Raw genomic sequence first — 17,962 nt, forward strand, 5'->3', positions numbered from 1 at the left:
CAAAAACAATTTTATTTTTTAGATAATATTTTTTTTTGAATCTCTGAAGAGTGTCAATTTCAGGGTTTTCAAGGCTTTGTTCGTTGGTTTTAAAGCAAGTTTAACGAGAGGAAGAAAAATTTGATATACTTTTGCAAATACAAACCGACAGATTTATGGCTAAGAATTTAGTGATTGTTGAGTCTCCTGCGAAGGCTAAAACTATAGAAAAGTTTCTTGGAAGTGACTATAAAGTGGCTTCAAGTTTTGGGCATATCGCAGATTTACCTACCAAGGAGATTGGTGTTGACACCGAAGGAGATTTCACACCTAAATATATTGTATCCAAGGATAAGAAGGATGTGGTTAAGAAGCTTAAGAGCCTCGCGAAGAGTGCAGAGATGGTGTGGCTAGCGAGTGATGAAGACCGTGAGGGAGAAGCGATCGCGTGGCATCTCGCAGAGGAATTGAAGCTTGAGGATGATAAGACTAAACGTATAGTTTTTCATGAGATCACGAAAACTGCAATTCTTAAGGCGATAGATAATCCAAGAAGTATAGATTATAACCTGGTTAATGCTCAGCAGGCAAGAAGGGTGCTTGATAGATTGGTGGGTTATGAACTTTCTCCGGTGCTTTGGAGAAAAGTAAAAGGAGGTCTTTCTGCAGGTCGTGTTCAGTCTGTAGCTGTTAGATTGATTGTAGAAAGAGAGCGCGAAATTCAGGATTTTAATGCTCAGGCATCTTATAGAATCGATGCTGAATTCTCCACCGAGGATGGAAAATCTTTCAAAGCAAAGATTCCGAAGAATTTTGATACAAAAGAGGAAGCTGAAAAGTTCCTGAAAGAAAATATAGGTGCAAACTTTAAAGTAGCCGATCTTACTACGAAACCTGCCAAAAAGAATCCGGCACCACCATTTACAACTTCAACTTTACAGCAGGAAGCTGCCAGGAAACTATATTTTTCTGTAAGTAAGACCATGACCATGGCTCAACGTTTATATGAAGCCGGTCATATTACTTATATGAGAACAGATAGTGTAAACCTTTCAGAAGATGCTAGAAAAGGCGCCAAAGAAGAAATTCTGAAAGCATATGGGGATAAATATGCTAAAGCTCGCCAGTTTAAAGGCAAGTCGAAAGGAGCACAGGAAGCTCACGAAGCTATACGTCCAACTAATTTTGCCAAGCACAGTATTTCTGCAGATCGTGATCAGCAGCGTTTATATGAGTTAATCTGGAAAAGAGCGATCGCTTCACAAATGAGTGATGCGCAATTAGAAAGAACCAATGTTAAGATCGAGGCAGATAAACATGAGAATCATTTTACTGCGAATGGAGAAGTATTGAAGTTTGATGGTTTTCTGAAGGTTTATCTGGAAGGTAGCGATGATGAAGATGAAGAGCAGAACGGAATGCTGCCAGCATTAAAGGTGAGTCAGCCGTTAAATAATGAATACATAACTGCCACCGAGAGATTTACAAGGCCTCCATATAGATATACTGAAGCCTCACTGGTTAAGAAACTGGAAGAACTTGGTATTGGTAGACCTTCTACTTATGCCCCAACAATCTCAACTATACAGAGTAGAAATTATGTGGAAAAAGGTTCGGTAGATGGAACTGAAAGAGAATATGTCCAGTTTAAGCTTAAGAATGATAGCTTAAAAGAGAAAACACTAACCGAAACCGTTGGTAGCGACAAAGGTAAGATGGTGCCAACCGCAACCGGAATGGTGGTAAATGACTTTCTGGTAAACCATTTTTCTAATATTCTGGATTATAATTTCACGGCAAGAGTAGAAGAAAGCTTTGATAATATCGCCGAAGGAAACAAAGAATGGACAGCGATGATGAAGGAATTCTACAAGGATTTCCATCCTCATGTTCAGGATGTAGCTAAGAATGCCGATAGGGAAGTAGGTGAACGTATTCTGGGTGAAGATCCTGAAAGCGGGAAACCGGTAAGTGTGAGATTAGGGAAATTCGGGCCTATGGTACAAATAGGTAGTGTGGAGGATGATGAAAAGCCAAAATTTGCCAGTCTTAGTCCAGATCAAAATATGGAAACCCTTACTTACGAAGAAGCGATGGATCTTTTCCAGCTTCCGAAGAAATTAGGTGAATATAAAGGAGAAGATGTAGAAGTAAATAATGGTAGATATGGCCCTTATGTAAGATTTGGCAAGACTTTCGTTTCACTTGAAAAAGGTGAGGATCCTTTAAATGTGGAATTAGATCGTGCTATGGAACTCATTAAGGAGAAAGAAAAAGCAGATGCTCCTATTTACGAATACAAGGAGATGCCAGTGCAAAAAGGCGTGGGTAGATTTGGTCCATATTTAAAGTGGAATAGTATGTTCATTAACGTGAACAAGAAATATGATTTCGATAATCTTTCTGACAATGATATAGAAGAACTTATTGAAGATAAGTTGAGAAAAGAGCGTGAAAAGCTTATTCATCACTGGGAAGAAGAAGGAATTAGAGTAGAAAAAGCCAGGTGGGGCAGATTTAACGTTATTAAAGGTAAAACAAAGGTTGAATTACCTAAGACCACTAAAGCGGAAGAACTAACTTTAGATGAGGTAAAGGAAATCATCGAAAAGAATACCAAGAAAAAGAAGCCTGCAGCTAAGAAAAAAACTGCAGCGAAGAAGAAAACGACGACCAAAAAGAAAACTACCAAAAAGAAATAAAGTATGGAGTTCGATTTTCTTAGTCCGGTACATGAAGATCTACTGGATGAGATCAGGAATTTAAACCCTCAGTCTATAGGCGCTAATATTCGACTTCATACCGAGAGATCGGGTTTGCCTGAAGTAGAAGGAGTAAATGTGGCAATTTTTGGCGTTTGTGAGAATAGGAGAAGCATAAAATCGGCAGATGCTCCTGAATTTTTCAATCTTAGACGTCAGTTTTATAGATTATACCCGGGAAACTGGAGATTACAACTGGCAGATCTTGGAGATATCCAACCTGGAGCAACGGTAGAAGATACTTATTTTGCAGTACAGAATTTAGTTGAAAGTCTAATTAAACAGGATGTACTACCAATAATTTTGGGAGGTAGTCAGGATCTTATTTATGCTCAATACAGAGCCTATGATAAATTAGATCAGATGGTTAATCTTGTAAATATTGATAGTAGGTTTGATCTGGGTGATGCCGAAAAAAATATTTCTAATCAATCTTATGTAGGAAAAATCGTAGTTGATCAGCCTTATAATTTATTTAATTATTCTGCTGTTGGTTATCAAACCTATTTCAATTCTCAGGATGAGATTGAGTTAATGGAGAGATTGTTTTTTGAGGCTTATAGATTGGGTGAAGTTACTTCAAATATTGGTCATATGGAGCCTATTTTTAGAAGTGCGAACCTCGTAGGAATGGATCTTGGAGCTATAGATTCGGCCTCATTAAACTCGGAGAGTTTTAATTCCCCGAACGGCTTTAATGGTCGTGAAATTTGTGCATTATCCCGATATGCCGGGATAAGTGATAAAGTTTCATCTTTTGGGGTGTACGAATATCAGGAACAACTGGGAGATCTTGCAAATATGCTGATTGCCCAGATTATATGGTACTTTATCGAAGGGGTGAATTATCGAACCAATGAAAATACTATTTCGGCTAAAAAGGAGTTTATAAAGTATCAGGTACCTATTGATGATGAGGTGCTTGTCTTTTTTAAGAGCCCTGTAAGTGGGCGCTGGTGGATAGAAATTCCATTTTTGTCGAATGTAAATACTAAATTAAAAAGGCATACGTTATTACCTTGCAGCGAAGAAGATTATCTTGAGGCCTGCAATCAGGTAATTCCGGAGCGCTGGTATAAAGCCAAAAGAAAAAACGAAGTCTAAAAATTATATTCAGACATATTCTGATTTACTGTATTTTTATCTGAAATATTGTTTTTTAAAAAATATTTAGATAGGTTTACTGCCGTAAATCAAAATGTCTTAACCTAAGATAATTATGAAGAAGTATATTTCGCTCATTGCTGTTCTGGCCTTGCTTTCTAGCTGTGGCGGAGGCGATCGTGGACAGCTTGTAGGTGCGGAGGGAAAGAAGTGGAATCCGGAGAAACCTTATGGTATGACATTGATTCCTGGTGGCGCATTCATTATGGGTAAATCTGATGATGATATTGCCGGCCAAAAAAATGCACCCCCTAAAACCGTTACGGTTCGTTCGTTCTATATGGATGAAACGGAAATAACCAATGCTGAATACAGGCAGTTCGTTGAAGACGTAAGAGACTCTGTGGTAAGGGTTAATCTTGCAATTATGGCGGAATTACAAGGTGCTGTACCTGGAGATGATGGGATTGGTGAATTTGCTTTTGCCGATGCAGATCCAGAAAACCTAACTCCATATCAGGAGTATATGCTGAATACTTACGGTCAGGGTGGTCCAACCGATGACTATGAAAATAGAAAACTAAATCGCGATGTAGAGATAATCTGGGATACTGAAGATTATCCAGATGTTTATTACGCTGAGGTGATGGATTCAATGTATATACCATTAGATGAAGTATACAACGGTCAGCGCACCATCGATGTAAAGAAGCTGAAGTTTAAATATTCCTATATGGATATTCAATCGGCTGCCAAAGAAAACGGGAACCGTAGCAATTTTATAAAGAAAGAAGAAGTTTCTATTTATCCAGATACAACCGTTTGGATTAAAGATTTCAATTATTCATACAACGAGCCTATGCATAATGATTATTTCTGGCATAGCGCATTTGATGATTATCCGGTAGTAGGAGTTTCATGGAAGCAAGCCAGAGCTTTTACGCAGTGGAGAACAAAATATCATAATGACTTCCGAAGAGAAAAAGGAGATGCGAATGTACCTACCTATAGGCTTCCTACCGAAGGGGAGTGGGAATACGCTGCCAGAGGTGGACTGGAAGGAGCTTCATACCCTTGGGGGGGACCATATACTTTAAATGATCGTGGATGCTTTATGGCTAACTTTAAGCCTTTACGAGGAGATTACGCGGCAGACCAGGCACTTTATACTGTAGAAGCTAAATCATACGATCCTAATGATTACGGCCTTTATAATATGGCTGGTAACGTGGCAGAGTGGGTAGATTCTTCATATGATCCGGGATCATATGAGTACATGTCTACGATGAACCCTACCGTTAACAATCCAAAGGATATGAGAAAAGTAGTTCGTGGAGGATCTTGGAAAGATGTTGCTTACTTCTTACAGGTAAGTTCAAGAGATTATGAGTACATGGATTCAGCTAGAAGTTATATCGGGTTTAGAACCGTTCAGGATTACCTGGGTACAGATGTGACTTTAAACCAAAAGAATCCATAATAAAAATTGGAACTTAAACCTATCAATAAAATCAATTAAGAAAATCTAAACATTAGAGTTATGGCAAATTCAAGATCAACAAAAAAATTGACCAATATGGTGTATGGTCTGGGAGCATCGGTAGTTATTCTAGGTGCCCTTTTTAAAATCATGCACTGGCCAGGTGGTAACCCAATGCTTATTGCGGGTCTTATCGTGGAAGCCTTAGTATTCGCATATTCAGCATTTGAACCTGTAGATGACGATTTAGACTGGTCACTAGTATACCCTGAGCTCGCAGGCGCACCGGGAAGAGATAGAAAAGCAATCGTTGCTGATGAAAAAGAAGCAGAAGGAATGCTTTCTAAAAAATTAGATGCAATGCTTAAAGAAGCTAAATTAGATGCAAATCTTATGGCTTCATTAGGAGATAGTATTAAAAACTTTGAAGGAGCTGCTAAAGGTATCGCCCCAACCGTAGACTCTATGGCTTCTCAAAAGAAATACAGTGAAGAATTAAGTGTTGCTGCTGCACAAATGGAAACCTTAAATAATATTTATAGAGCTCAGGTTGAATCTGCCGCTAAGCAAGCTGAAGTTAATCAGGAAGTAGCTGAAAATGCAGGAAAGCTTAAGGCTCAAATGAATTCACTGACTGAAAATATGGCTTCATTAAATAATGTTTATGGTGGAATGTTAACTGCGATGAACGGAAAAGTTAGAGTCTAATTGATAATTTTTCAATTAAGCTGTTATATTAATTTAAAAACAACTAATTAGACATGGCATCCGGAAAACAATCGCCAAGGCAGAAGATGATAAACCTAATGTATCTGGTTTTCATCGCCATGATGGCACTGAATATGTCCAAAGAGGTTCTTACCGCTTTTGGACTTATGAACGAAAAATTGAATGCGTCTACAGCGAATTATGCTGAAAGAAATAACGCATTGATGGCAGGGCTTGCTACTAAGGTAGACGAACAACCTGCAAAATATACTTCTATCAAGGAAGATGCTGATAGAATTCATGAGCTTTCTTCAAACTTTAGTGAATATGTCGAGGGAATAAAAACAGAACTGGAAACTTCTGTTGATGATCCTATGGATTATGAAACTATGGATCAGTCTAGCGCAATGGATGAGATGTTCTTCCAGAGTGGTAGAATCTCTCCTAAAGGAGAAGAGTTCCTTGCGCAAATTGAAACTTACAGAAATAGTATATCTGAAATTCTCGAAGGAGATTATAATACAATTGCTCAGAAAGTAAATATTCAGAAAGAATTTGCTACAGAAGATCAAAATGTTGAAGGCGCAAAAGTACCATGGTTAAAATATCGTTTTGAAGGATTTCCTTTAGTTGCATCTATTACACAGTTAACCCAGATGCAGGCTGATATTAAAAGCACAGAAAGTGAAATACTTTCTTCCATGCTTTCAGGCCAGTTACAAAGTGATGTTTCGTTGAAGAATTACGAGGCGATCGTTATTCCTAGTAAACCTGCCTTTTTTAGTGGTGAGAATTTTACTGGTAAGGTAGTTTTAGGTCGTTTTGACAATACTTTACAATTTGAGAACGTTGTTATTAATGGTAAGAAAGTTGATAATACCGAAGCTGGACAGGTAGTTCTTGAATTTCCAGCAGGAAATGTTGGAGAGCAAAAGATTACTGGAGAACTTCAGTATATGGAGAATGATTCTTTAAAAAGCATCAATATCTCTGATTCTTATAATGTAATTCCATTACCAAATTCAGCGGTAATTTCTGCAGATAAAATGAACGTTGTTTATCGTGGAGTTCAAAACCCAATGACAATCTCTATTCCTGGTGTTAGCAATGTAAGCGCAAATGCTCCGGGCTTAAGATCTGCCGGCGGAACAGGGAATTATTTGATGGATGTTACAACTTTACAGGCTAGAGAAGTTACCATTAGTGTTAGTGGAACACTTCCTGGCGGGAAGACGGTTTCAGATAAGAAGACCTTTAGAGTAAAAGATATTCCAAGACCGGTAGGTACTATACGTGGGGAAGATGGATCTGTGTCTATGCAAAGAAACAGTCTTGAGATCGCAACGATTGGTGCTAGTCTACCAGATTTCGATTTTGATCTTAATCTAAATGTTACCGGATTTAAATTTAAAGTACCTGGACAACCAACTATTATTGTTAATGGTAGTAGGTTAGATGATAGAGCTAAAGCGGCACTAAGACGTGCTGGTAGAGGTGAGTCGGTTCAGATTTATGATATTTCAGCCTCACTTGCAGGAAACTCAAGCTATAAGCTTAAGAAAGTAGCTCCTGTAGTGATAGAGCTTACGAACTAAAATTTTTTAAAAAATGAGCTTGAAAGAATTTTTTGTATATGGATTTGTGATGATGGCGGGTGTCTCTTCTTTCGGTCAGGCAAACATCCTGAATGCCAACAAACCTGAGGACATCGGGAAGAAGTCGGAAGCTCAGGTCATCATAGATGAGGAAGACAAGCCATTAGAATATGGCTATGTTGGAGATCGTGATATTCTTTGGTCTAAAGGTACCTGGGAGATCATTGATCTTGATGAGAGAGTTAATTTTCCGCTTTATTATCCAATAGATACCAATAATATTGGATCTAATAGAAGATCTCTTTATGATGTGCTTGTAAAAGCTATCAAGGAAGGGAAGATTGAAAACATCTATGCTGATTCCTATTTTCAGGAAAAAAGGACGTTGAAAGATATTAGAGCTACCTTATCTAAAATTGATACTACAGATCTTGGTGTTGAGCAGTATAATGCTGGTGAACAGGTAGATGAGCAGTTTATTGATCGCCGTGACCTTGGTTCGGCTGATATTGCTGAGTATCATATTCGTGGGATCTGGTACTTTGATAAGCGTTTGGCTGAATTAAAATATCGTCTACTAGGTATTGCTCCGGTAGCACCAGATGTGAACTTTATTGATTCCGGGCAGACAGATCTGGTTGAATTGTTCTGGGTGTGGTATCCAGATGCAAGACAGGTGCTTCATGATGCAAAGGTCTTTACAGGAAATAATACTTCTCAGGTGGTTTCTTTTGATCATTTATTGAACTCCAGAAGGTTTGACGGAGTGATCTATAAGGAAGATAACGTTCAGGGAGATCGAGAGATCGATGAGTATATAGCTGATAATGCTTTTATGCAATTACTCGAATCTCAGCGAATCAAGGAACAGATTCGAAATTTTGAACAGGATATGTGGAGTTACTAACTCTGTATTTGTATATAAATTAAAGCGCTCATAAGAGCGCTTTTTTTTGTTCAATTTTGAAAATGATAAGTAGCATTGATATCTTTAGCCCATGTTGGATTATATTATTGTTGGTCTTGGTTTAAGTGGTCTTGCGGTTGCCGAAGAATTAGATAAGAGAGGAAAAAACTTTTTGGTTTTCGAAGATAATTCTCAAAGCTCTTCATTTGTCGCAGGTGGTATCTTTAATCCGGTGATTCTAAAACGATTTACCCCGGCCTGGAATGCAGCAGAACAATTGAAGACCGCCATTCCGTTCTATGAGCATCTAGAGCAAAAACTTCAGGTAAAATTAATACATCACTGGAATATCTTCAGGCGTTTTCATTCCGTAGAAGAACAGAATGACTGGTTTGTAGCCACAGATAAGCCACAAGTTTCTCCTTTTCTTGATCCTCAATTAAAGAGAAATGATAATCCCAATTTAATTGCAGACTATTCGCTAGGGAAGGTTTTACATACAGGGAATATAGATACCGAGAATCTTCTGAATAGTTATCGGCAGTATTTAAGTAAGAATGATCGAATCAAATTTAAAACTTTTAATTATGCCGGCCTGAAAGTCGAAAAAGATCATTTTGATTATAAGGGAATTCAGTCTAAACGAATTATTTTTTGTGAAGGTTTCGGTTTAAAAAAGAACCCTTACTTTAATTATCTTCCCTTAAGAAGTAATAAAGGAGAATACATCATTATATATTCTGAAGATCTTCAACTGGATTTTGCTGTAAAAGCTTCTGTTTTTCTTATGCCCTTGGGAAATAATGTTTACAAGGCCGGGGCTACTTATGATCATCAGGATAAAACTGCGGAACCAACTCAAAAAGCCAAAGATCATCTTGTAAAACAACTCAAGTCGATTATAAAATGTGATTTTGAAGTTGTAGACCAGGTTGCGGGAATTCGTCCTGCTGTTTCAGACCGTAAGCCCCTGGTGGGTCCGCATCCAGAAATTAAGAATATGTATTGCTGCAATGGATTTGGAAGCAGGGGAGTTTTAATAGCGCCTAATATGTCTGCAGCTATGTTGGAGTATATAGAAAATTCTGCATCTCTGGATCCAGAAATAGACCTGGCAAGATTCACTAAGAAACACTATAATACGAATTAGTTAGTTCCTGCTGTTTTTCTATAACTAAAAAACATATTTATCCAGATATTTCTTGATAAACGCATAATTACCGGCATAAAAACTATAAGTGTTCCAACAATACTGAAAAACGATCCAAGTAACGTAGCATTTAAAAATATATAAGCAATAACGAATGCTGCTACGGCAAAGGCGATTCCTACCGCGTAACTAACATACATAGCTCCATAAAAAAAAGATGGTTCAATTTTATATTTTGAATTACAGTTGGAACAGCGCTCATGCATTTTTATAACCTTCGAGATTTTATAAGGATTCTTCTCGATATACATGCTTTCTTCCTGACAAACAGGGCAGGTTCCAGTTAGAATACTGTAAATTTTGGTTCCTTTAAGTAGACTCATCTTATTTTTTTTGCATCACAAATTTAAGCATCTTTGCAAAAAATATGCGTTAATGCTTAATATTCATAATCTTTCCGTTTCATTTCAAGGGGAATATCTATTTAAAGAAGTTAGTTTCAGGCTTGGTGCCGGGGACAGAGTGGGTCTAATTGGAAAAAATGGTGCGGGGAAATCTACTTTACTTAAGATAATTTCTGGCGACCAGGAGTATGATTCCGGGCAGATCGCTAAGGATAAAGAGCTTAAAATTGGTTTTCTAAAGCAGGATCTTGATTTTGAGCATGGAAGAACTGTAATTGATGAAGCGCACCAGGCGTTTGAGGAGATCAAAATGCTGGAGGGCAAAATGGAGAAGATCAATGAGCAACTTGCCACCCGTACAGATTATGAAAGTGATTCATATAGTAAGCTTATTGAAGACTTAAGTGAGGTAACCCATCAATATGAAATTATAGGTGGTTATAATTACGAAGGAGAAACTGAAAAAGTGCTTCAGGGGCTTGGTTTTGAAAGGGAGGATTTTGATCGCCTTACAGAGACTTTCTCTGGAGGGTGGAGGATGAGGATAGAACTAGCGAAGCTTCTGCTTCAGAATAACGATATTTTGCTTCTGGATGAGCCTACCAACCACCTTGATATAGAAAGTATCATCTGGCTGGAAAGTTTTCTTAATAACTATACAGGTTGTGTAATGCTGGTTTCTCATGATAAGATGTTTCTTAACAATGTGACCAACCGAAGTATTGAAATATCCCTTGGTAGTATTTATGATTATAGAAAGCCTTATTCAGAATTTATAGAATTCAGAAAAGAACTAAGGGAACAACAACTTGCTGCTCAAAAGAATCAGCAGAAAGAAATTGAGAATACAGAAAAGCTGATCGATAAATTTCGCGCCAAGGCCAGTAAAGCATCAATGGCACAATCACTCATCAAGAAACTTGAAAAAGTTGATCGCATAGAGGTAGATGAAGATGATAATTCAGTGATGAGCGTGAATTTTCCGGTTTCGATCAATCCGGGAAAGGTAGTTATCGAAACTGAACACCTTGAAAAATCTTATGGAGAAAAGAAGGTTCTAAAGGATGTAAATTTATTGATAGAACGTCAAAGTAAGATTGCATTTGTTGGGCAGAATGGGCAGGGAAAAACAACCCTTGCCAAAATAATTATCGGTGAAATAGAACACGAAGGTAAACTGAAACTTGGTCATAACGTTCAGCTAGGATATTTTGCCCAGAATCAGGCTGAATATCTGGATGGAAATAAAACTATCCTCCAGACCATGGAGGATGCTTCTAATGAAAAGAATAGAACCAAGGTTCGTGATATGCTTGGAGCTTTCCTTTTTAGAGGTGATGAAGTAGAGAAGAAAGTAAAAGTACTATCAGGAGGTGAAAGGAACAGGTTGGCTCTTTGTAAAATGTTACTGGAACCATTCAATGTGATGGTGATGGATGAGCCTACAAACCACCTGGATATTAAATCCAAGAACGTTCTAAAGGATGCTCTTAATAATTTTGAAGGAACTTTGATCATTGTTTCTCACGACAGGGATTTCCTTCAGAATCTAACTAGTAGAGTATACGAGTTCAGAAATCATAAGATCAGGGAATATCTTGGTGATATAGATTATTATCTGGAGCAAAGGAAGCTTCTGGATATGAGAGCTGTTGAGAAAAGTGAAAAGGTGAAATCTTCGAAGAAAAAGGAGAATAAGGATGAAAAGAGATCTTTTAATGATCAAAAGGAGATCAAAAGATTGAAAAATCAACTTAGTAAGACCGAAGCCAAGATCACTAAACTGGAAAAAGAACTCAAGGCCAAGGATAAGCAACTTGCCGATAATTATGAGGAGACGGTTACGAAGCCGGAGTTCCTTAACAACTATAATGATTCCAAAAAGAAACTCGAAAAACTTATGTTAGATTGGGAGGAACTACAGCTCGATCTTGAGCAATTAAAGTAAGGTGTAATTTTTATTTTTTTAATTAAACCATAAGGACTTGTCTTAGTCCTAGTACTGTTATGGATAAACGCAAGATCATTCTTTCGGCACTGGGTGTCGTTCTCGTTATTGCTGCCATTTTTGGAGCAAAACTTATTATAGATAGCAATGTCAAGGAAAAACCTCCGGTCGCCAAGACCGTTAAAAGCGTTTTTGTAGATACGGTTGAAAATACTACGGTGCCAATTGTAGTGCCGGCAAATGGAAATATTACTGCTTTACACCGCCTGGAACTTTTTGCTGAAGTACAGGGGATCTTCAGGTATAGCAGCAAAGATTTTAGACCAGGACAAAAATTTCAAAAGGGCCAGGTGCTTTTAAGTATAGATTCTGAAGAGTACAAAGCAAGTGTACAGTCTGCAAAAAGTGATCTCTATAATAATATCACTTCCATTATGCCAGACCTTCGACTGGATTACCCGGAAGCATTCAAAAAATGGGAAGCTTATTTGAACAAATTCGATATGGCCAAATCTGTGCCTGCCTTGCCAGAGACTGCCACGCAGCAGGAGCAATATTTTATAACTGGCCGCGGAATTGTTTCAGCATACTATAACGTCAAGAACCTGGAAGAAAGGCTTGCCAAATACACCATTATTGCTCCATACAACGGGATTCTTACTGAAGCTCTAGTGAATAAGGGTACTTTGATTAGACCGGGGCAGAAACTTGGAGAATACATAGATCCAAGTGTATATGAACTGGAGGTTTCTATCGCAAAAAAATTCAGTGATGTATTGGAGATCGGTAAATCTGTAAATCTTCAGAATCTTGAAAGAACAAAGACCTATACTGGTACGGTAAGTCGTATCAACGGTAAGGTAAATCAGGAAACTCAAAGTATCAAAGTGTTCATAAAAGTTGAAAATTCAGATCTAAGTGAAGGGATGTACCTGGAAGCTAAACTGGATGCAAAGGAAGAAGAGAACGCAATTGAGATCCCCAGGGAACTTCTTGTAGAAAGAACCAAAGTATACGTGGTAAAGGATAGCACGCTGAATCTGGTAGATATCAACCCGGTTTATTTTACAAATAATACGGTGGTGATAAAAGGCCTGGAAGACGGAACGCAAATATTATCTGCAAATGTCCCTGGTGCATATTCCGGAATGCTGGTAAAGATCGAAGGTCAAAAGGATCTTCTTAAAAAAGAACAATCTTGAGAGGTTTAATTAATTACTTTATAAAGTTCGGAGTTGCGGTTAATGTCGTGATCATTGCCTTTATTATTTTCGGGGTCCTTGGAGTGATGAATATGAAATCTTCATTTTTCCCTCTTCAGGATTCTAAAATTATAAACATAAATATCGCCTATCCTGGTTCAGCTCCAGAGGAGATTGAAGAAGGTATCATTCTGAAGATCGAAGATAACCTGAAAGGTCTTGAGGGAATAGACAGGGTTACGTCTACGGCAAGAGAAAGTGGTGGGTCTATCACGGTCGAGATCGAACGTGGAGAAAACATTGACGCCATGCTTACCGAAGTGAAGAATGCGGTAGACCGTGTTCCTACATTTCCCGGTGGCATGGAGCCATTGGTAGTTTCTAAGCAGGAATTTATTCGGGAAACCATCAATTTCGCAGTTAGTGGTGATAATGTGCCATTGGCAACCTTAAAACAAATTAGCCAGCAAATAGAGAATGATCTGCGCTTGCTGGATGGGGTCTCTCAAATTAGTATTTCAGGATTTCCTCAGGAAGAGATTGAGATCGCGGTTAGCGAAAATGACCTTCTTGCTTACGATCTTACTTTTGATCAGGTTGCGCAGGCAGTTCGTAATTCGAATATTCTATCTACAGGAGGAACCATTAAAACCGATGCTGAAGATTATCTAATTCGCGCTAATAACAGGGCTTATTATGCCGATGCTCTAAACGATATTGTTCTAAAGTCTAATGCTACAGGTGAGATTGTTCGTCTGGGTGAAATTGCCAAAGTTCGAGATCAATTTTCTGAAACTCCGAATGCACTTTATTTTAATGGGAATGTAGCAGTAAATATTTCAGTTAGTAATACAAGTAGCGAAGATTTGTTAGCCACTGCTGAAAAGATCAATGAATATGTAGATGAGTTTAACCAGAAGAATAGCAATGTTCAGTTGAATGTGGTGAACGATCAATCTATTACCTTAAATCAGCGTACTCAATTACTGGTTGAAAACGGTATCATGGGAATGCTGCTGGTGTTATTTTTCCTTTCACTTTTTCTGAATATCAGACTCGCATTCTGGGTAGCTTTTGGTTTGCCTATAGCATTCCTGGGGATGTTTATTTTCGCAGGTTCTTTTGGTGTTACGATCAATGTTTTATCACTTTTCGGGATGATCATTGTAATAGGGATTCTGGTAGATGATGGAATCGTTATTTCAGAAAATATTTATCAGCATTCAGAAATGGGTAAAAGCCCAGTTCAGGCCGCAATGGACGGAACGATGGAGGTTGTTCCTCCAATTCTATCGGCAATTATTACTACGGTACTGGCTTTCTCTACCTTCCTCTTCCTGGACAGCCGGATTGGGGAATTCTTCGGAGAAGTCTCTACGGTAGTGATCCTTACCCTGGTGATTTCTTTAGTTGAAGCTTTGATCATTCTTCCTGCCCATATTGCACATTCTAAGGCATTGAAAAGAGATGATCCAAACGAAAAACCTAAAAAGGGAATCGCTAAGTTCTTCCAGAAGATGAAAGTGGCCAATAGAATTGGTGACCGCGCTATGTCTTACATGCGGGACAAGATCTATAGTCCTGCCCTTAAGTTTGTGCTTACCCAACAAGTGCTTGCACTGGGAATTCTACTAACAGTACTGGTCTTAACCATAGGCGCTATTGGCGGAAACTGGATAAGGGTAACATTATTCCCCAGTATCGCCAGTGACCGGGTAAGTATAGATCTGCTGATGCCAGAAGGGGTTAACCCGGCCAGGACAGATTCTATTATTTCTATGGTGGAAGCTGCTGCATGGAGGGTTAATGATGATTATACAGAAAGGCAAACCGGCAATAAGCAGGTTGTTGAAAATATTATAAAAAGAGTAGGTCCAGGTAATAATAAAGCATCTTTACAGGTCAACCTGCTACCCGGAGAAGAGCGTGATTTTGGGTCTCCTGAAATTACGAATGCGATACGGGATGAAGTAGGTCCTGTTTTTGGAGTAGAAAACCTGACTTTTGGTTCCGGGGGGAATTTTGGTGGTTCTCCAGTTTCAGTATCTCTTCTTGGAAACAATTTAGAAGAACTGGAAGCCGCAAAAGAGGAATTGAAGCAGGAACTGGAAAATAACTCTCTTTTAAAAGATGTAACAGATAATGATCCTCAGGGAATCAAAGAGATAAATGTTCAGCTTAAAGACAATGCATACGCACTTGGTCTGGACCTGGGAGAGGTAATGCGTCAAATAAGAAATGGGTTCTTTGGAGCCCAGGCACAACGTTTTCAAAGAGGTCAGGACGAGATCAGGGTTTGGGTGAGATATGACCTTGAGAATAGAAGTTCTATTAACGATCTTGATGAGATGAGGCTGGTGACGCCTTCCGGGGAAAGGGTTCCTTTTGATGAGATCGCCAACTATGATATTGTTCGTGGAACTGAATCTATTAGTCACCTTGACGGAATGAGAGAGATTCGTGTTGCAGCAGATATGGAAGATCCAAATGGCAGTTCTACAGAAATTATGGAAGATGTTAGAACAAATGTGCTTCCGCCAATTCTGGAAAAATATCCAAGCATTACAGTTTCTTTTGAAGGTCAGAACAGGGAAGCATCTAAGTTATCCAGTTCTGCAGCTGCGGTGATACCAATTATTTTGTTTTTAATATATGCTACAATCGCGTTTACTTTTAGAAGTTATAGTCAGCCATTCCTTTTAATGATCATGATCCCATTTAGTATAATTGGCGTGGCCTGGGGTCACTGGTTGCATGATTTCCCTGTAAATGTACTTTCGGCATTAGGTATTATTGCGCTCATAGGAATTATGGTAAATGATGGGCTGGTTTTAATTGGAAAGTATAATAGCTTCCTGCGGCAGGGCATGGACTTTAATAAGGCCCTTTATGAAGCAGGTAAATCCAGGTTTAGAGCCATCTTTCTTACCTCGTTAACCACTATTGCCGGTCTGGCTCCTCTATTACTGGAAAAAAGCAGACAGGCACAATTCTTAAAACCAATGGCGATCTCTATTTCTTACGGAATTGCCGTGGCAACAATTTTAACCCTGCTTTTATTGCCATTATTAATTTCTATAAGCAATAGCATTAAAGTAGGGGGAAAATGGCTAACAACTGGCGAGAAGCCTTCTAAGGAGGATATGGAAAGAGCTATTAAAGAGAAAAAAGAAGAAGAAGCGCATGAAAGTATTACGTAGTTTAATTCTAATTCTTATTGTCTCCTTCTCTAATACCCTGTGGTCACAAGAACCGGTATTAACGAAAGAGGAAGTTATTGCCAGAGCTCTTGAAGAAAATTTCGGGATTAAACTGGCTAACAATAATGTAGAAATAGCAGATAATAATCAGGGGATACTTAACTCCGGATATTTGCCCACGCTTACCGGACTGGCAGGAGCTAATTATGATATCAATGATAGGATTACAGAACCGGAAAATGGTGAAGATGTGATCCAGAATGGTATTGAAAACAATGCTTATAATGCTTCTATAAACCTGGGTTATACGCTTTTTGATGGTCTAGGCCGGTATTATAACTACAAGAGTTTAAAGGAGCAATATAACCTTTCTCAGCTGGAAGCAAGGGAAACCGTAGAGAATACGATCCTTCAGATCATGAGCGTCTATTATGAGATCGCCAGGCTATCTGAAAATGTAAATGTTTTAGAGGAAACCCTGGATATTTCTAAGAACAGGGTGACCAGGGCTCAGTATCAATTTGAGTACGGGCAGGCAAATAACCTGGTGGTTTTAAATGCACGGGTAGACGTAAACAATGATAGTATCGCTTTAATTGAAACTGAACAGCAACTAAGAAATACTAAAAGAGATCTCAATGTCCTTCTGGATAGGGAGGTAAATGATAATCTTTTCGCGGTAGATACAACTGTGAATTTTGTTTCAGACTTAGAATTAGAAAGTTTCATAGACGAAGCTGAAACTAATAATGTATCCCTGCTTCAAATTGATCAGGATCTTGAAATTAGTGAGTACGATATCAAGATAAATAAATCTGGATACCTTCCTGTGGTAGATCTAACCGGGTCTTATGGCTGGAATAAGAATAGAAGTGCGGCCTCGGCCTTTTTTCCGGGATCTACAACTACCAGAGATGGTTTTTCTGCCGGAGTTAGTTTAAGATGGGATATTTTTGATGGTGGAAGGACCAGTGTGTTGGTCGATAACTCCAAAATAAGGTACGAGAATCAGCAAATCCTGAAAGAGCAACGTGAAACTGAAATTCGACGCGACATCGCAAATGCCTTGGGGAATTACCGTAATAAGTTATATATTCTTAATGTTCAGGAGGATAATGTAAGAACAAACCTGGATAATTTTAACCGTAGTGAAGAACAGTACAAACTGGGAAGGATCACTTCTATAGAATTCAGGCAGGCACAGATCAATCTACTTGATGCGCGTACGAGCCTGAACCTGGCAAAATATGACGCGAAGCTTGCCGAATTGCAGGTTCTTCAGCTAACGGGGCAGTTGTTGAATGTAGAATTGTAGATATGTTTGAGCACTTTTTTCAATGTCCTTATTGCTGGGAAGAGATATCAGTTCTTCTGGACCCTTCAGTCTCAACTCAAACTTATATTGAAGACTGTGAGGTATGCTGTCGTCCTATAGAATTCAGAGTAGCATTTGAAGAGGGTGAACTAATTGAATTCCAGTATTCTGACATTGAGCAATAATATTATCATTACCGGGAATCTGG

13 protein-coding genes are annotated in these 17,962 nt (G+C 38.6%); 12 read left to right on the forward strand and 1 reads right to left on the reverse strand.

Going from position 1 to position 17,962, the window contains the following annotated elements:
- Nucleotides 1-155: 155 nt before the first annotated feature.
- The 7 genes from topA to G530_RS0114445 all read left to right on the forward strand — a co-directional run bounded on the left by topA (nt 156) and on the right by G530_RS0114445 (nt 9,685).
- Nucleotides 156-2,681: a type I DNA topoisomerase gene (gene topA, locus G530_RS0114415; RefSeq protein ID WP_026935201.1), complete on the forward strand. Its 2,526-nt coding sequence runs from the start codon at nt 156-158 to the stop codon at nt 2,679-2,681.
- A gap of 3 nt (nt 2,682-2,684) precedes the next feature.
- Nucleotides 2,685-3,845, forward strand: coding sequence for a formimidoylglutamase (locus tag G530_RS0114420; protein ID WP_026935202.1), 1,161 nt, complete (start codon nt 2,685-2,687; stop codon nt 3,843-3,845).
- Between the two features lie 115 nt (nt 3,846-3,960).
- Nucleotides 3,961-5,325, forward strand: a complete 1,365-nt coding sequence (gene porK, locus G530_RS0114425) for a T9SS ring complex lipoprotein PorK/GldK (protein ID WP_026935203.1) — start codon at nt 3,961-3,963, stop codon at nt 5,323-5,325.
- Nucleotides 5,326-5,385: 60 nt separating this feature from the next.
- Entirely contained in the window at nt 5,386-6,033 is a 648-nt protein-coding gene (gene porL, locus G530_RS0114430) for a type IX secretion system motor protein PorL/GldL (RefSeq protein ID WP_026935204.1), read from the forward strand.
- A 53-nt stretch (nt 6,034-6,086) separates the two neighbouring features.
- The gene (porM, locus tag G530_RS0114435) at nt 6,087-7,628 is read left to right on the forward strand and encodes a type IX secretion system motor protein PorM/GldM (protein WP_026935205.1); all 1,542 of its coding nucleotides are present in this window, start codon (nt 6,087-6,089) and stop codon (nt 7,626-7,628) included.
- Nucleotides 7,629-7,641: 13 nt separating this feature from the next.
- The gene (porN, locus tag G530_RS0114440) at nt 7,642-8,535 is read left to right on the forward strand and encodes a type IX secretion system ring subunit PorN/GldN (protein WP_026935206.1); all 894 of its coding nucleotides are present in this window, start codon (nt 7,642-7,644) and stop codon (nt 8,533-8,535) included.
- A gap of 91 nt (nt 8,536-8,626) precedes the next feature.
- Nucleotides 8,627-9,685, forward strand: a complete 1,059-nt coding sequence (locus G530_RS0114445; protein WP_026935207.1) for an NAD(P)/FAD-dependent oxidoreductase — start codon at nt 8,627-8,629, stop codon at nt 9,683-9,685.
- Here G530_RS0114445 and G530_RS0114450 read toward each other — a convergent pair.
- Nucleotides 9,682-10,068, reverse strand: a complete 387-nt coding sequence (locus G530_RS0114450) for a DUF983 domain-containing protein (RefSeq protein ID WP_026935208.1) — start codon at nt 10,066-10,068, stop codon at nt 9,682-9,684. The two genes, G530_RS0114445 and G530_RS0114450, sit on opposite strands and share 4 nt — an antisense overlap.
- Before the next feature lie 52 nt (nt 10,069-10,120).
- Between G530_RS0114450 and abc-f the strand changes: the two genes are divergently transcribed.
- The 5 genes from abc-f to G530_RS17055 are packed head-to-tail and all read left to right on the forward strand — an operon-like array spanning nt 10,121 to nt 17,939.
- A complete protein-coding gene (gene abc-f, locus G530_RS0114455) occupies nt 10,121-12,037 on the forward strand; it encodes a ribosomal protection-like ABC-F family protein (protein WP_026935209.1) in 1,917 nt (638 codons plus the stop codon).
- 59 nt (nt 12,038-12,096) lie between these two features.
- Nucleotides 12,097-13,239, forward strand: a complete 1,143-nt coding sequence (locus G530_RS0114460) for an efflux RND transporter periplasmic adaptor subunit (protein WP_026935210.1) — start codon at nt 12,097-12,099, stop codon at nt 13,237-13,239.
- Complete coding sequence (locus G530_RS17050) at nt 13,236-16,439, forward strand: efflux RND transporter permease subunit (RefSeq protein ID WP_035716560.1); 3,204 nt, start codon at nt 13,236-13,238, stop codon at nt 16,437-16,439. The genes G530_RS0114460 and G530_RS17050 overlap by 4 nt, the downstream gene beginning before the upstream one ends.
- Nucleotides 16,423-17,754, forward strand: coding sequence for a TolC family protein (locus G530_RS0114470; protein WP_026935211.1), 1,332 nt, complete (start codon nt 16,423-16,425; stop codon nt 17,752-17,754). The genes G530_RS17050 and G530_RS0114470 overlap by 17 nt, the downstream gene beginning before the upstream one ends.
- Nucleotides 17,755-17,756: 2 nt before the next feature.
- Complete coding sequence (locus G530_RS17055) at nt 17,757-17,939, forward strand: CPXCG motif-containing cysteine-rich protein (protein ID WP_035716562.1); 183 nt, start codon at nt 17,757-17,759, stop codon at nt 17,937-17,939.
- Nucleotides 17,940-17,962 lie beyond the last annotated feature (23 nt).

Source organism: Christiangramia echinicola DSM 19838, assembly GCF_000423065.1.
Taxonomy (GTDB): Bacteria; Bacteroidota; Bacteroidia; order Flavobacteriales; family Flavobacteriaceae; genus Christiangramia; species Christiangramia echinicola.

Bases quoted from the DNA above. Each gene is read 5' to 3' on its own strand.
- topA (WP_026935201.1), top strand. From the start codon at position 156: ATGGCTAAGAATTTAGTGATTGTTGAGTCTCCTGCGAAGGCTAAAACT.
- G530_RS0114420 (WP_026935202.1), top strand. From the start codon at position 2,685: ATGGAGTTCGATTTTCTTAGTCCGGTACATGAAGATCTACTGGATGAG.
- porK (WP_026935203.1), top strand. From the start codon at position 3,961: ATGAAGAAGTATATTTCGCTCATTGCTGTTCTGGCCTTGCTTTCTAGC.
- porL (WP_026935204.1), top strand. From the start codon at position 5,386: ATGGCAAATTCAAGATCAACAAAAAAATTGACCAATATGGTGTATGGT.
- porM (WP_026935205.1), top strand. From the start codon at position 6,087: ATGGCATCCGGAAAACAATCGCCAAGGCAGAAGATGATAAACCTAATG.
- porN (WP_026935206.1), top strand. From the start codon at position 7,642: ATGAGCTTGAAAGAATTTTTTGTATATGGATTTGTGATGATGGCGGGT.
- G530_RS0114445 (WP_026935207.1), top strand. From the start codon at position 8,627: ATGTTGGATTATATTATTGTTGGTCTTGGTTTAAGTGGTCTTGCGGTT.
- G530_RS0114450 (WP_026935208.1), bottom strand. From the start codon at position 10,068: ATGAGTCTACTTAAAGGAACCAAAATTTACAGTATTCTAACTGGAACC.
- abc-f (WP_026935209.1), top strand. From the start codon at position 10,121: ATGCTTAATATTCATAATCTTTCCGTTTCATTTCAAGGGGAATATCTA.
- G530_RS0114460 (WP_026935210.1), top strand. From the start codon at position 12,097: ATGGATAAACGCAAGATCATTCTTTCGGCACTGGGTGTCGTTCTCGTT.
- G530_RS0114470 (WP_026935211.1), top strand. From the start codon at position 16,423: ATGAAAGTATTACGTAGTTTAATTCTAATTCTTATTGTCTCCTTCTCT.
- G530_RS17055 (WP_035716562.1), top strand. From the start codon at position 17,757: ATGTTTGAGCACTTTTTTCAATGTCCTTATTGCTGGGAAGAGATATCA.